Genomic DNA, 15,152 nt, shown 5'->3' on the forward strand with positions numbered 1-15,152 from the left:
GACTAATTGTATTTTACCAAAACATGCGGCTGATACTCCTTTAGTAATTGCTTATTTGGAGTTTCAATAAATTCAAGATCACAAATAAAACTAAAATATACCTGCTTCACTCCACACTTCTGCGCCAATTTAAGTGCTGCGAGGGCGGTTCCTCCGGTAGCCAAAAGATCATCATGAATCAATACCACATCTTCTTCCGAAAGCGCATCTGCATGCATCTCTACCACATCAGTTCCGTATTCCAACTCATAAGTTTCCTGAATAATATCGCAAGGCAACTTTCCCTTTTTGCGTACCGGAACAAAACCGGCATCCAGATCATTGGCGATTGCACCGCCAAATACAAAACCACGAGCCTCCAAACCCACAACTTTTGTAATTCCCAGATCGCGAAAATTATCGCTGATTGTTTGCGTTACATACCGAACAGCTTCCTTGTTTTTAAAAAGCGTAGTAATATCCTTAAAATTAATTCCCTCTTTTGGATAATCAGGAATTTCTCTTATCTCTTTTTTTAAATCCATTTTTAATGATTGTTCCACGTGAAACATCAGCGCCCCATCATCACCAATAAAACGTTTATATCCGACGGAGAAACACCTTGTATGCGTTTTGCCTGTCCTATTGTTTTTGGCTTAATGTTCGTCAATTTTTGACGTGCTTCAGTTGATATTGATTTTAATTCAGTATAATTAAATTTATTTTCAATGACTATATCGTCGAACTTACTTAGTTTCTCGGCTAAATTCTGCTCACGATTAATATAGCCTTCGTATTTAATGGCAATTTCAGCACCCTGAAGAATTTCCGTTTTTCGTTCTGAAGGAATGTTCTCAAGAAAATTTTTAAAAGGCGTAATGACTTCAATTAAATCGAAAATTGAAATCTGAGGGCGCAATATTATGTCAATTAGCTTAACTCCCTGTTTCAATTCACTGGTTCCTTTTTGAAGCAGTAAATCGTTAACAAATCTTGGTTTTACGGAGAAAGTCCTGGTAAACTCTACAATTTGCTGAATACTGTCGTATTTTTCATTTAACAAATCCATCCGTTCCCTGGAAGCCAGTCCAATTTTATAGGATTTTTCCGTTAGGCGGAAGTCTGCATTATCCTGACGTAATAAAATCCTGAATTCAGCACGACTTGTAAACATTCTGTAAGGCTCGTCAACACCTTTAGTAACTAAATCATCAATAAGTACACCAATGTACGCTTCATTGCGTCTGAGTACAAATGGTTCATCAGAACCGGAACTTTTTAAGTGAGCATTAATCCCTGCCATAATACCCTGAGCACCAGCCTCTTCATATCCTGTCGTACCATTAATCTGACCTGCAAAATAAAGGTTTTCAACCAGTTTTGTTTCCAGCGTATGGTACAATTGAGTAGGCTCAAAATAATCGTATTCAATGGCGTAACCCGGACGGAATATCTTTGCATTTTCCAGCCCTACAATTTTATGAAGTCCCTTTAATTGAACATCCCATGGAAGAGAGGAAGAGTAACCATTCAAATAATATTCTATGGTATTCTCTCCTTCGGGTTCAAGAAATAATTGATGCTTCTCCTTTTCGGCAAATGTTACCAGTTTCGATTCAATACTTGGACAATATCTTGGACCCGCTGCCTGAATAGTGCCATCGAACATCGGCGAAAAATCAAAGCCTTTTTCCAATTCGGAATGCACTTCTTTACTGGTATGTGTTATCCAGCAAGATCTTTGTTTTAACCTAGATTCAGTACCGGGTAAATATGAAAACTTAGAATATTCTTCATCCCCTTTTTGCTCTTGAAGTTTCGAGAAATCAATGGTTCTGCCATCGATTCTTACAGGAGTACCGGTTTTTAGCCGGCCCGTTTTAAAATCATGTTCGAAAAGCTGTTCAGTAATATTATAGGCAGCTGATTCTCCAATACGACCTCCCTGCATTTTAGCAGCACCAATGTGCATTAAACCGTTTAAGAAGGTACCGTTTGTAAGAATAACAGTGCTCGAATTGAATTCGATTCCAATTTTTGTACGAACTCCCTTTACCTTTTTGTCCTCAATAATCAAAGAAACAACGGCATCCTGCCACAGATCCAGGTTTTCAGTGTTTTCAAGAATATTGCGCCATTCCTCAGTAAACCGAAAACGATCGTTTTGAGAGCGTGGACTCCACATTGCCGGTCCTTTCGACTGGTTTAACATGCGAAATTGTATGGTAGTTTTATCCGCAATAATACCCGAATAACCACCCAGCGCATCAATTTCTCTAACGATCTGACCTTTTGCAATTCCTCCCATGGCGGGATTACACGACATTTGACCGTACTTTGTCATATCCATAGTGATTAACAAAGTTTTAGAGCCTAAATTTGCCGCTGCTGCAGCTGCTTCGCAACCCGCATGCCCGCCTCCTACTACAATAACATCATAAAATGGCATCATAATTCCAGTCCCTCAAAATCAACTTCACTTAAATAATAATTCTCCTTTTGCCGCATTATCTGTTGTTCTTCCTCCGATTTGTCGTTGTAGCCGACGAGATGAAGAGTGCCATGAAAAACCACCCTGTAAAGCTCTTTTAAGACGCTTATTTCGAATTTTGCGGCATTCTCTTTAACACGGTCCAAACTAATGAACAAATCGCCTGAAATTGTCTCTCCTTCAACATAATCGAAGGTGATAATGTCAGTATAATAATCGTGATTCAGGTATTCTTTGTTCATTTCGAGTAAATATTCATCGGAACAAAAAACGACTGAAATATCACCTGTTTTCTTTAACTCATTTTTAATCAATGAATTAAGGTGCAAAAGTAATATTTTTTCGTGAATTGGAACTGATTTTATGTCTTCGAAGAAAAATTCGATGGAATTCATGTACAATTAATTTGAAAATGCAAACTATTGGTTTGCTCATTAAACTCAATTTTTTCTGAGATTGATTTTATAATGTGAATTCCTCTTCCTGACTCTTTTAAAATATTGTCAATATGTGTCGGATCAGGAACAGCTTTAATATCAAAACCAGTTCCTTCATCGCTAACTGTTACTTCAATACTTTTCTGTTTACAGTTAATAAGAACTTCTATTTGCTTGTGTACTACCTTTTTATTACCGTGTACAATGGAGTTATTTACAGCTTCCGATACACATAAAAATACCTTATTATAGCACGACTGAGGAAGATTGTGGAATTCAAAAATGTCATGAAGAAATTTATCTACCTTCTTAATTTCTTCTAATTTTGATTTTATCACCAGTATGTGAGTTGGAGTCTCTTTCACTCTTTACTTCGAATATTGTTCAGATATTGTTTGTATTTCGCATTATAAAAGTTATTCAATTTGTGCGCATTCTTATTCATGTACTCAATCGAATAATTTTCTTTGTCTTTATACTCAAAAAATTCAACAGGGTTACTGTAGAAGTCTTCGGCGCTCTCAGATTCTCTTTTTTGATCAAATTCACGTTCCAACTCAGCCTTTTCAGCTTCCAGCAAACGTGTAGTAATTAAATGTTGACGTTTTAATGTTTCAGCATTTATCGATTTACTCATTAATTCTTTACGGTTTTGCTCCAGCATTTGATCTATTTGCTGCATTGCACTTTTTGCCTCACTTCCTACACTTCCGTTATTCATAAGTTCGCGGAGCATTTGCTGCATCATTTCATGTTGCATCAAACTTTGCCCAAGTTGCTGGCTCATGCCCTGCATATTTCCGCTCTTCATTTGCTGAATCATTTTCTCCAATTGCTTTTGCATACTTTCTGATGATTCTTTCAAATCCTGCATTCCCGAACTTCCTTGTCCTCCCGGATTTTCGCACTGTTGATCGCCAGGCTGCGAATTTGCCTGCTGCTTTTCAAGGTTTTCCAATGCTTCATTCAGCAATAATGCCAGGTTATTAACCGAAGTTATAACAAATTGCTGACTGCTTCTTGCCTGCGGAAACAAAGCCTCTTCCATCTGAGATGCCGCTTTGTCGAGGTTGAGCTCCATGCTAACCAGTTCGTTATTAATTGTACTTGAAATTTGTGGTGTTCGCATGGCCAGGGTATACAATGAATCTTTCACAATCTGGCTTTGATCAAGAATTCTTTTTTGAGCCTGATTCAAGTCTACTAACATTGGATCTTTGGCATCAACACCACTTAAATCGCTAAGTATATCCTCCTGAGTGAAACTCATATAAATGAGATTACTTAAGATTTGACGCAGATTCTGAATGTTTTCCTGGTTCTGTTCCGACGAATTCATATCCAGCATTTGCTGCATAGAAAAAGCCATATTTTTCATCTTTTCAGATGTTTCCTTCAAACTGCTGCTCGATTTCTTTCTATTCTTTTTATCGAGGTTTTCCTTACTTTTTTCAATGCTCTCATCTGTGTCTTTAAACTCCTCGTTGAATTCATCAAAATTCATCGGTTTTTCAAGCTCCTTATTCAGTTCAAGCGCATCTTTAACCTTTTGTTGAAGGTCGTCCAGTTCTTTTTGGTGTTGTTCAACCTGTTCTTTTGTTTCTTCAAAATTCTTTTGATCGCTTATTTCTTCGGCCATCTTTTCTTCTTCGTTGGCCATCTCATTTACCTTGTCGATCACATCCTGAAGCTTCTGCTCAACCTTCATTTTTTTGAGCATTTCAATATTTCTGTCGAGTTGTTTCTGAAGATCATCAAATGTGAGATCCATATTTTTGGTGAGTTCGTTTAACTTTTTACTGTCGAATTCTTCAGCCAGTTTATTAAACTCTTCCATCAGTTTTTTTAGCTCATCAGTAAAAACTTCTTCAAGCAATTCTTCAATTTGCTTTTGCTTTTCTAGCATGTCCTCGTTTTGCTTATCAAAAGAGTTCATGTAGTTGTTCAAGCGCTCATTATCCTGTTTAATCTGATCGTACATGTTCTCCAACTTCGATTGCTTTTGGACAATGTCGTTCACCATCTGCGACTTTTCCCAATCCGAAATATTGGTATCCATGTTTTTAAGTTGCAGATTTTTCATGTCCTTTTGAATTTCGCCAGCCAGTTCACGACTTTGCTGAAGTCTGTTTTCCAGATTTTTAAACTGTTCGTTATCAAATGCTTCCAATTCTTCGCGGTTTGGAAACTGAAAGGTAAAACTCTTTGAAGTTGTTGTTTTATAATGGTTAATTACATCGTTATCGCTTACCGAAAAGTAGTATGAAATAATTCCTTCAGGATCGGGCAGATCACTAAAATCGAAACTGTAATAGAATTCCTGGTCACTTAGCGAACGAATAACCGGGATGTTAATAGCAGAGTCTTCATTGGCAACATTAAAATGAAATTTAAGCGAAGAAAACCCGTAATCGTCACCAATCATTCCTTTGTAAAAGAAACGCGTAATCTTGGTTGAATCCTGAACTTCAAGTACTTCAATTTCGGGATAAAGATCGGGTATAACTTCAATAAAATAAGATAAAGCCAATTCAGGTTCTGTTACACGATTTTGAATGTAAACACTGTATTCAGTCGATTTCGAAAACGTCTTATCAACCGTGTATGAATTATCTTCTTTAACAGCATCAATTCTTACCGAATCATCAACAAGCAGGTATAACGAATCAACATCAATTCCGTTAAATGTCCATTTTACTTTTGTGCCGTTTGGAATCTGCAGATCACCGAGGTTTTCAAAACTCTGATTTTTTTGGGCCGTGTACGAAGGTGGTGTAATTTCACTCGTAAAACTGTTAATACCAGGTTTGGGCAACAATTCCAGGTTATAAACATCCGATTTGTATTTCAGATCGGTAAAATAAAACTGTACGGGATTGATAACCGAAGCCATTTCGAAGGAATAAGCTCCGGCCGAGGTACTTTTCATCAGGTAATTATTACCATCGATGTTGATATAAACAATTTGTGGTAACTCCTCTCCTTCTGCATTTACATTGAAAATAAAGGCATCTCCTTTTTTTGCCTCTAAGTTTTTGTTTTGCAGGAAGAAAGTAAAAGGTGCCGGTTTAACAAACTGCTGATTGTAATGAATGATCCGGTGTGTTGAATCGGTAAATAAATGTTTGTTGCTAACAAAAAGTCCGGCTGTTAGCAACGCACTTATTAATAAGTAAACCGATATTAAACGAACATTCCGGTAATTTATAGCTTCATTGAAATCGAAAACCTTTAGTTCTTCAATTTTCTGATCGATACTGGCCAGCACAATTTCATTTGAAACATCGGAGTTTTTGTATTCCGACAATTCAATAATGTTGAGCAGTTTATCCTGGATACCTGAAAAATGGTTTTGAATAAGTGTTGTTGTCGACTTTAAACTCAAGGGTTTCAAAATGTTGGTAAGTCGCAGCAAAGGAAGAACTATAAAACTGAATATCAATAATATAGAAAATATAATATATCCAAAGAATGCCAGTTTTCGTATTTCAGAAGAGAAATAAACGAAGTACTCGATCACCGAAAAGAGGGTAAAAACCAATAGTAGCACCACAGTAGTTAATACCAATCCTTTTAATAAGTGGTTAGAGTAATACTTTAACTTAAAAGCATTCAGCTTATTAACAAGTATGTCGAAATTTTTTGTCATTCTCTTGTTTTCAGGCTATTAGAATTAACCACAATGTTAATAAATTGTGCGCTAACTACTAAAAAAACAAAAATAATCTTTTCCTTAAAAATTTGCTCAATTCATAAATTTCTACATATAATAACACCGGTGGATTTGAATTGTTATGAAAACAATTTTTTGATGCCGATCTTTTAACAGTGTTTACACAGGTTCATATCTTGAAACCCTTATAAACACTAGAAATTAACAGATGTTGGTAACAATTAGTATACTTTTATTTTACAATGAATTAAGACAAATGCAAGGTGTTAAAAACCGTTTAAGAACTGCGTTAATTTCGAACTCAAAATTGGTAACAAAAACTATTCAACAACTATTAACAGGATATAATAAACAACATTAGTTTTTATATTTGTTTTAAGAATAATAAATATAGATGTAGATATTTTGGACATCCTTTTAGTTGAAGACAATATTTTAAACCAGAAAGTAGTTTCTTTTAACCTCAAAAAGTACAACTACTCGGTAACTGCCGTACGCGACGGAATAGAAGCACTGAATGAAATCAAAACCGGAAATTATAGCCTGGTATTGATGGATCTGATGCTTCCGGGAATGAACGGGTATGAAATTACCAGCGAAATAAGAAAGTTTGAAAAATCGGCCGGTATTGAAAAAGAAGTGCCTATCATTGCAATTACAGCAAATACGTTGGATAACGATCGCGAAAAATGTTTCCAGGTCGGAATGAACGAATACTTATCGAAACCCTTTACTGCTGAACAACTGATTGAAAAAATCAGGTTATTTATTGATTAGATGGATGAAAATCTGGACATAAGAGGAGAATCGTATACCGAAACCGAGCGGGAACTGGATAAGCGTTTGCGACCCTTGGAATTCAAAGATTTCAGGGGGCAAAAACAGATTGTTGAAAACCTTGAGATTTTTGTACAGGCGGCTAAAATGCGTGGTGAAGCACTCGATCATGTGCTGTTGCACGGCCCACCAGGACTGGGAAAAACAACACTTTCGAATATTATTGCCAACGAACTTGGTGTGGGAATAAAAATCACATCGGGTCCGGTACTGGATAAACCAGGCGATTTGGCCGGTTTATTAACAAACCTGGAAGAAAGCGACGTACTTTTTATCGACGAAATTCACCGCCTCTCTCCCATTGTTGAAGAATATTTGTATTCGGCAATGGAAGATTTCCGGATCGATATTATGATCGATAAAGGACCAAGCGCCCGTTCTGTTCAGCTCGAATTGCATCCCTTTACTTTAATTGGTGCTACAACACGCTCAGGATTGCTTACATCGCCTCTTCGTGCCCGTTTTGGTATCAACTCCCATCTCGAGTATTACGACGCCGATATCCTTACGCAAATCGTTAAACGTTCGGCCGGTATTTTAAATGTTGAAATTACCGAAGAAGCTGCAAGTGAAATTGCACTCCGAAGTCGCGGAACGCCACGTATTGTAAATTCATTGTTGCGTCGCGTGCGCGATTTTGCCCAGGTTAAAGGCGATGGCAGTATCGATATAAAAATTACGCGTCATGCACTTTCGGCTTTAAATATCGATAAACACGGTTTGGATGAAATGGACAACCGCATCCTGACTTCGATTATTGATAAATTTAAAGGTGGCCCGGTTGGAATAACAACCATTGCAACGGCAGTTGGCGAAGATGCCGGAACCATTGAAGAAGTGTACGAACCTTTTCTGATTAAGGAAGGATTTATAAAACGAACTCCCCGCGGAAGAGAAGCTACTGAATTGGCTTATAAACATTTAGGACGCGTTAAATACGGCGATTCCCCTACCCTTTTTTAGAAGGATGAATATCCCCGGCAGCTAAAGCATGCCGGGCAGGGATTAAGGATTGTTGATTTGAATGCAATTCAGCATAAGAACTTTGCTTAATTCTTTTCCACAAACTTTACCTCAAATAAGCGCGGGTACAGTTTTCCGGTTACAAAAATCCTGTCAGTTTGCTTGTCGTAGGCAATACCGTTCAGGTAATCAATCCGTTCACCATTGCGGTGGTACAGATCGATGATGCCGGACAAATCGATTTCCTCTAAGATTTTTCCGGTTGAAGCGTCAATTTTTACAATCAGATTGGTAGTATAAATATTGGCATAAATAATTCCGTCGATGTATTCAAGTTCATTCAAATTTGCCATCAGATTTTTATCATCAGCAACTTGTATTTTCTTAATCACTGAAAAATCTGTTGGATCGAGCCAGGTAATAACATGCGTTCCATCGCTCATTATCAGGTTAGTTCCGTCGTTGGTCAATCCCCAACCCTGCTCTGAAGCGAATTGAAAACTATCCACTTTGGTAAAGCTTTCCAGATCGTAAACAAAACCTTTTTTAGCACGATAGGTAAGCTGGTAAATTTTGTTGTTCAAAATGGTTATTCCTTCGCCAAAATACTTGTCTTCCAAATCAATGGACTGAACAGGTTTACCAGTCTGTATATCCACTTTCATAAGTTTTGAGTGTCCGTTTTCACCCGTTCCTTCATACAAATAACCATTATAAACTTCAAGTCCCTGGGTATACGAAGTTTTAAGGTGCGGATAATTGTTGACAACCTGGTAACTCATTTGCTGTGGTTCAACATCAGAAACAACAGTGATGATTTTTGTACGCGTGTTTTTAAGTCCGTCAGTTTTTTCGGCATTTGCTACCAGTTTAGTGCTGCCCAGTTTATTCAGTTCTATATTTTCTACTTTAAAACTGAGTTCCTTTGTACTTTTCAGTGTTTCGCTTTCATATAGTAAATCGATAGATTTTATTTCACCGTCTTTCAATTGTGTTTGAACTTCAGCAGTAATTTTTTCGCCGTAAACAAATTGATTTTTAGAGGGTTCAATACTGATTGAACTAACCGGTTTTCGGGGACGTTTGGTCGATTTGCTTGAACACGAAAAAAAGATAACAATCAGACTCAATACCAGTACTATCGGAAAAAAAACGCGTTTCATCACTATAATTTTAGGATATTCAAAGATATAACTATAAACGTTTTGACGTAAGTGAATGGTGCCGCTTCTTTTAAATCATTAAAAAAAAATATTTTTAACCTGCATAAAGAAAATATTCGGCGTTTTTAGTGAGTTACAAAATGAGAGCGATATTGTAAAAGAATGAATTTTATCTTTGCTTTAAAATTATACCCAATTGAATTCATTTAAGCGATTAGCAAGCGACACGGTGCTTTACGGAATGAGCAGCATTGTCGGCCGTTTTTTAAACTGGTGGCTGATGCCGCTGTACGTGTCGTTATTTGCTCCTGCAGAATACGGAATTGTAACCAATTTGTATTCCTATGTCGCATTTTTTATGGTGTTTCTAACCTATGGAATGGAAACCGGGTATTTTCGTTTTGCCTCGAAAAGCAGCGAACCCGAAAAGGTGTATTCTACCTCGCTCATTTCCTTATTTTTTACTTCCTCGCTGTTTTTATTTATGGTGGTAGTTTTTAAACAGTCGCTGGCCAATTTAATTCAGTACTCCAACCATCCCGAATACATATTTTGGCTTGCTATAATTCTGGCAATCGATGCATTTACTGCCATTCCGTTTGCACGCTTAAGATTGAATAATCGTCCACTTAAATTCGCAATGATTAAACTGATAAACATCGGTTTTAATATTGGATTTAATTTGTTTTTTCTGCTGTTATGCCCGAAAATTTTAGACAACAATCCACATTCAATAGTGCATTTTGTCTATTCTGCAGATATAGGAGTTGGTTATGTTTTTATTTCGAATTTACTGGCTTCACTGGTTACCCTGCTGTTGTTGTTACCTGAAATTTTCAGAATTAGTTTGAAGTTCGATAGAAAACTTCTTATTAACATGTTAAGTTATTCGTTTCCAATATTAATTGTTGGATTGGCAGGAATGGTAAACCAGAATATCGACAAAATTCTCCTGCCATTTTTAATACCTGAAACTGAAAATCCGATGCAACAACTTGGAATTTACGGGGCAGGTGTAAAAATTGCCGTTTTAATGAACATGTTTATTCAGGCTTTCAGGTATGCCTTCGAGCCATTTTTCTTTTCGCAGGCAAAAGTATCAGACGATAAAACCATGCATGCCACTATTATGAAGTATTTTGTAATATTCGGCCTGCTCATTTTTTTAGGAATGATGTTGTATATCGATGTGATAAAACTGATTATTCCTGTTGAATATGAACAAGGTTTTACGGTGGTTCCTCTCATATTAATGGCGAACCTGTTTTTTGGAATTTATTTCACATTATCGCTGTGGTACAAGCTTACCGATAAAACCCGCTATGGTGCTTATATGGCACTCATTGGAGCCGCTATTACACTGGTTTTAAATATAATTTTGATTCCGAAAATTGGTTACATGGGATCAGCAATTGCCGTGTTCTCCTGCTTTTTCGTCATGATGATTATTTCGTATGTTCTGGGTCAGAAATTCTACCCGGTTCCCTACGATCTGAAGCGTATTGCAATTTATTTTGCTTTAGCCCTTGTGCTTTATTTCTTTTCATTCTATACCGAGGCGTTGAGTTTAACATTAAAATACGCCTTACATACTATTTTTATGGGCATTTTTCTTTTTAGTATTTTTAGCTTTGAAAAGCGGGAACTCAAAAAATTATTTGTTCATAAAAGATAGAATTAAATTGCTATTAGATAGAAAGTTATGTCATTCCAATTTCTGACTAACGTTAATTATCCCACGAAAGTTTAGGAATGAATGAGATAAATATGAAAAAGTATTAAATTTGTGATATTATGAAGGATACAAAACCTAACGTTATAGCACTTGCAAGCGATCATGCAGGCTTCAGCAAAAAACAAGTCATAAAAAAATACCTCGAAGAAAAGAACATTCCATACGAAGACCTTGGAAGTTACAGTGAAGAAAGTGTGGATTACCCGGTGTATGCCCATAAAATGGGTAATGCCATCGAAAGTGGCGAATATAAAATAGGAATTACTTTTTGTGGAAGCGGACAGGGAATAAGTATTGCGGCCAATAAACACCAGGGCGTACGTTCGGGAGTTTGCTGGAATACTGATATTGCTAAACTGGCACGCGAACACAACAATGCAAATGTTTGTGCCATTCCAAGTCGTTTTATCAGCGACGAAGAAGCCATTGCCATCGTAGACGTTTTCTTAAATACTGATTTCGAAGGTGGAAGACACGCCCGCAGAGTTGACCAGATTCCTGTACATGAATAAATGGCCGAATTAAAAGACATATTTCTTGAAGATTCAAAAATTGCATTTGACAAAAAGCATCGGCAGACTTTAAATTTTAATATTTCAAAGTACGACGAAGCTGTTGCAAAAGGTAAACTTCGTTACAGAAATATGGAACTGGCCAAGGAGCGGGCTTCCTATTTAAAAGGAAAAATTGTTGTCCACCTGGCAAACTACCTCGAAGAATTTGAGCGCAACGCACAAAATAACGGAATTGAAGTTATCTGGGCTCGCGACAGCAAAGAAGCTGTTGATGAAATTATCAAGGTTTTACATGCTGTTGACGCCAAACTTCTGGTAAAAAGTAAATCGATGATCTCGGAAGAGATCGAACTTAACGAAAATCTTGAGCATTCAGGTTTTGAACCAGTTGAAACCGATCTGGGCGAATTTATTGTTCAGGTAGCAGGCGAAAAGCCGTATCATATTCTCACACCGGCCATGCACAAATCGAAAGAAGATGTGGCCGAACTTTTCCATTCAAAATTCAACACACCGGAAAATTCTACTCCGGAAGAACTCACGGCTTTTGTGCGCCAGGTGTTGCGTAAAAAATTCACCTCGGCCGAAGTTGGTGTAACCGGTTCAAACTTTTTGGTAGCCGATGTTGGGGGAGTGGCGCTAACTGAAAATGAGGGAAACGGACTGATGTCGATTTCTTTTCCGAAAGTGCACATTGCCATTACCGGAATTGAAAAGATCATTCCGTCGGTAAACGATTTGCCTTTGTTTTTTCCCTTGTTGTCGGCACTCGGTACCGGCCAGCAGGTAACGGTGTACAATTCGCTGCTTACCGGGCCGAAACGCGAAAATGAAACCAGTGGACCTGAAAAAATGTTCGTGGTTCTGCTCGATAATAACCGAACCAAAATTGCGAACCAGGAAGAACATTACGAGGCCTTGAAATGCCTGCGCTGCGGAGCATGTTTAAATGCCTGCCCCATCTATAAAAATATTGGCGGATACGCCTACAACACCACCTACAGCGGCCCGATCGGTTCAGTAATCACACCTTTTATGAAAGGGTTTGATGCCTACGATCATTTAAGTTTTGCCAGTTCTTTGTGTGGTGCCTGCAGCGAAGTGTGTCCGGTAAAAATACCGTTGCATAAATTATTGTTGCTCAACCGTAAAATGAGCATCGAAAAAGGAGGTGGCTCTTTTTCCTGGAATACGGGAATGAAAGCTTATGAGTGGGCTTTTAAAAAGCGAAACAACCTCGACCTTTTGAGCGGGAAAACTAAAAATATGGCCTTAAAATTGAACAGGGATGTTCTGGGCAGTAAAAAAGAATTTCCCCCGGTAGCCGATCATTCGTTTAGTAAGAAATGGAGTACAAATAATAAATAGTTGTGTTATGTTATCAAATACTTGTAAATACGCATTAAGAGCCCTCATTTATCTTGGAAAATTTTCTACGGATGATAAGCGGATCGGGATTAAAAAGATTTCTGAAGACCTGGGATTATCTTCACCATTTTTAGGTAAAATCCTGCAGAACATGGTAAAACAAAAGCTTTTGGTTTCAACAAAAGGACCGAACGGAGGCTTTTCGCTGGCTAAAAAATCATCAGAAATATCCTTGTGGGAAATTGTTACCAAAGTTGATGGCGAAGAATTTTTTACTAACTGTCTGATCAGCCTCGAGCCGTGTAAATCGCATGATCCGTCGAAACCACTTTGCCCTGTGCATGCGCAATACGAGGTTCTTCGTGGTCAGATCAGGTCGTTTTACAAGGAAACCAATCTGGAATTGATCAGTAAAGACATCGATAAATACGAAGATCTGGTAAAACTCTAAACCAGTTTTTCCAGTTTTTTTCCGGAAACAAAAAACCTGAAAAATACAGTTGCGGTGAGTAATCCTGCTGTATTTGCCAGTAGATCGAGAACGTCAGTGTGTCGGCTTACTGATATTTTGTGCTGGACTGATTCGAGCAAAACGGCAAGCGCAAATGCCAGTAAAGGTGTCCAGAAATAGAAGTTGGGTGTATGTAGCTTTACCGGCCTGAACAACAGGAGGCAAAGGATAAAAAACATCGAAAAATGAACGATCTTGTCAAAATGCGGGATCTTCAAAAAAGGTTCGGAGGGCAACTGATTAGCCGGCATAAAAAGCAGGTAACACATGATAAGTAGCCAAACGGTTATTCTCCAGTAGTTCGAAATTTTCATGGCAGGTATTTATATTCATATTCCTTTTTGCAGGCAGAAATGTTATTACTGCGATTTTTACAAAACAGTGAACACATCGCTGAAGCAAAAATTTCTGACGCTTTTAAACGAGGAGGCAAAGTTAAGGAAAAACTACCTCGATAATGAAGCGATAGAAACGATCTATTTTGGCGGCGGTACTCCATCGGTCCTTACCGCAGACGAACTAGAAAATATTCTCAAAAATATTACTGAAAATTACCGGGTAGAGCCGGATGCAGAAATCACTTTTGAGGCCAACCCCGACGATCTGACTACAGAATACCTGCAACAAATAAAAGCCGCCGGCGTGAATCGTTTGAGTGTCGGAATTCAGGCATTTCAGAACGAGCACCTTAAAAAAATGAACCGGCGCCACGATGCCGCCCAGGCCGAAGCAGCCATCAACAATGCAGCCAAGATCGGCTTCGATAACATCAGTGTCGATCTGATTTACGGATTACCGGGATTGAGCGATCAACAGTGGGAAGAAAGTCTGCAGCGGGTATATCAACTTCCGGTTCAACATCTTTCGGCTTACCATTTAACCTACCACGAAGGAACACCTTTTTTTACCTGGCTGAAAAAAGGAACGCTAAAAGAACTGAGCGAGAACGAAAGTGTAAATCAGTTTAATAGTTTGGTAGAAAGCTCGGGAAAGGCAGGATTCGAGCAATATGAAATTTCGAATTTTGCCCGAAACGAACTGTACTCCCGCCACAATTCTTCGTACTGGATGGGGAAAAAATACCTGGGTTTGGGACCGTCGGCACATTCTTACAATCAAGTATCACGGCGCTGGAATTTTTCACATGTTGAGAGTTATGTTCGCGGACTGGAAGCCGGATCAGATTATTTTGAAGAAGAAATTCTGAGCGATAAAGATCATTACAACGAGTACATTATTACCCGAATCAGAACAAAATGGGGAGTGTCGCTAAGCGATGTTAATCAGAAATTTGGTTCCGAAATTCACAGCCATTTGCTGCAGCAACTCGAAAAATATAAAAACACCGGTCTCGTCCGTATTGACAATGAAATTGTTTTGCTATCGAAAGAAGGACTTTTTGTATCCGACGAGATCATGAGCGAGCTGATGATTATTTGATTGTTAACCAATCAGTTGAATTCGGTTTCAATTTTCTAAA

The 15,152-nt window shown here is 38.0% G+C and carries 14 protein-coding genes; 7 read left to right on the top strand and 7 right to left on the bottom strand.

Going from position 1 to position 15,152, the window contains the following annotated elements; translation table 11 throughout:
* Positions 1-2 precede the first annotated feature (2 nt).
* Genes HFD85_RS14420 through HFD85_RS14440 form a run of 5 tightly spaced genes read right to left on the bottom strand, consistent with a single transcriptional unit; the run spans position 3 to position 6,556 of the window.
* Entirely contained in the window at positions 3-524 is a 522-nt protein-coding gene (locus HFD85_RS14420) for an adenine phosphoribosyltransferase (RefSeq protein WP_206081974.1), read from the bottom strand.
* Positions 525-550: 26 nt separating this feature from the next.
* On the bottom strand, positions 551-2,431 hold the full coding sequence (mnmG, locus tag HFD85_RS14425; protein ID WP_206081975.1) for a tRNA uridine-5-carboxymethylaminomethyl(34) synthesis enzyme MnmG: 1,881 nt from the start codon (positions 2,429-2,431) through the stop codon (positions 551-553).
* Positions 2,428-2,865 carry an rRNA maturation RNase YbeY gene (gene ybeY / locus HFD85_RS14430; RefSeq protein ID WP_167611199.1) on the bottom strand — a complete coding sequence of 146 codons (438 nt, stop codon included), beginning with the start codon at positions 2,863-2,865 and terminating at the stop codon, positions 2,428-2,430. The genes mnmG and ybeY overlap by 4 nt, the downstream gene beginning before the upstream one ends.
* Positions 2,862-3,245 carry an ATP-binding protein gene (locus HFD85_RS14435; protein ID WP_167611202.1) on the bottom strand — a complete coding sequence of 128 codons (384 nt, stop codon included), beginning with the start codon at positions 3,243-3,245 and terminating at the stop codon, positions 2,862-2,864. The genes ybeY and HFD85_RS14435 overlap by 4 nt, the downstream gene beginning before the upstream one ends.
* 23 nt (positions 3,246-3,268) lie before the next feature.
* Positions 3,269-6,556 carry a DUF4175 family protein gene (locus HFD85_RS14440; protein ID WP_167611205.1) on the bottom strand — a complete coding sequence of 1,096 codons (3,288 nt, stop codon included), beginning with the start codon at positions 6,554-6,556 and terminating at the stop codon, positions 3,269-3,271.
* 429 nt (positions 6,557-6,985) lie between these two features.
* Between HFD85_RS14440 and HFD85_RS14445 the strand changes: the two genes are divergently transcribed.
* Both HFD85_RS14445 and ruvB read left to right on the top strand, forming a co-directional pair.
* Entirely contained in the window at positions 6,986-7,357 is a 372-nt protein-coding gene (locus tag HFD85_RS14445) for a response regulator (protein ID WP_167611207.1), read from the top strand.
* Entirely contained in the window at positions 7,358-8,380 is a 1,023-nt protein-coding gene (ruvB, locus tag HFD85_RS14450; RefSeq protein WP_167611210.1) for a Holliday junction branch migration DNA helicase RuvB, read from the top strand. It begins immediately after the preceding gene.
* A gap of 86 nt (positions 8,381-8,466) precedes the next feature.
* On the opposite strand, the gene HFD85_RS14455 is transcribed toward ruvB, so the two are convergent.
* Positions 8,467-9,543 carry a glutaminyl-peptide cyclotransferase gene (locus HFD85_RS14455; RefSeq protein ID WP_167611213.1) on the bottom strand — a complete coding sequence of 359 codons (1,077 nt, stop codon included), beginning with the start codon at positions 9,541-9,543 and terminating at the stop codon, positions 8,467-8,469.
* 196 nt (positions 9,544-9,739) lie between these two features.
* On the opposite strand from HFD85_RS14455, the gene HFD85_RS14460 reads away from it, so the two are divergent.
* The 4 genes from HFD85_RS14460 to HFD85_RS14475 all read left to right on the top strand — a co-directional run bounded on the left by HFD85_RS14460 (position 9,740) and on the right by HFD85_RS14475 (position 13,612).
* Positions 9,740-11,218 carry a lipopolysaccharide biosynthesis protein gene (locus tag HFD85_RS14460; protein ID WP_167611216.1) on the top strand — a complete coding sequence of 493 codons (1,479 nt, stop codon included), beginning with the start codon at positions 9,740-9,742 and terminating at the stop codon, positions 11,216-11,218.
* Positions 11,219-11,337: 119 nt separating this feature from the next.
* On the top strand, positions 11,338-11,790 hold the full coding sequence (rpiB, locus tag HFD85_RS14465) for a ribose 5-phosphate isomerase B (protein WP_167611219.1): 453 nt from the start codon (positions 11,338-11,340) through the stop codon (positions 11,788-11,790).
* Entirely contained in the window at positions 11,791-13,161 is a 1,371-nt protein-coding gene (locus HFD85_RS14470; RefSeq protein ID WP_167611222.1) for a lactate utilization protein B, read from the top strand. It abuts the gene before it with no gap.
* A 7-nt stretch (positions 13,162-13,168) separates the two neighbouring features.
* The gene (locus tag HFD85_RS14475; protein ID WP_167611225.1) at positions 13,169-13,612 is read left to right on the top strand and encodes an RrF2 family transcriptional regulator; all 444 of its coding nucleotides are present in this window, start codon (positions 13,169-13,171) and stop codon (positions 13,610-13,612) included.
* On the opposite strand, the gene HFD85_RS14480 is transcribed toward HFD85_RS14475, so the two are convergent.
* A complete protein-coding gene (locus HFD85_RS14480; RefSeq protein WP_167611228.1) occupies positions 13,609-13,986 on the bottom strand; it encodes a VanZ family protein in 378 nt (125 codons plus the stop codon). The two genes, HFD85_RS14475 and HFD85_RS14480, sit on opposite strands and share 4 nt — an antisense overlap.
* On the opposite strand from HFD85_RS14480, the gene hemW reads away from it, so the two are divergent.
* The gene (gene hemW, locus HFD85_RS14485; RefSeq protein WP_167611231.1) at positions 13,985-15,112 is read left to right on the top strand and encodes a radical SAM family heme chaperone HemW; all 1,128 of its coding nucleotides are present in this window, start codon (positions 13,985-13,987) and stop codon (positions 15,110-15,112) included. The genes HFD85_RS14480 and hemW overlap by 2 nt on opposite strands.
* Positions 15,113-15,152 lie beyond the last annotated feature (40 nt).

The sequence above is a fragment of the Maribellus sediminis genome, from assembly GCF_011799805.1.
Taxonomy (GTDB): Bacteria; Bacteroidota; Bacteroidia; order Bacteroidales; family Prolixibacteraceae; genus Draconibacterium; species Draconibacterium sediminis_A.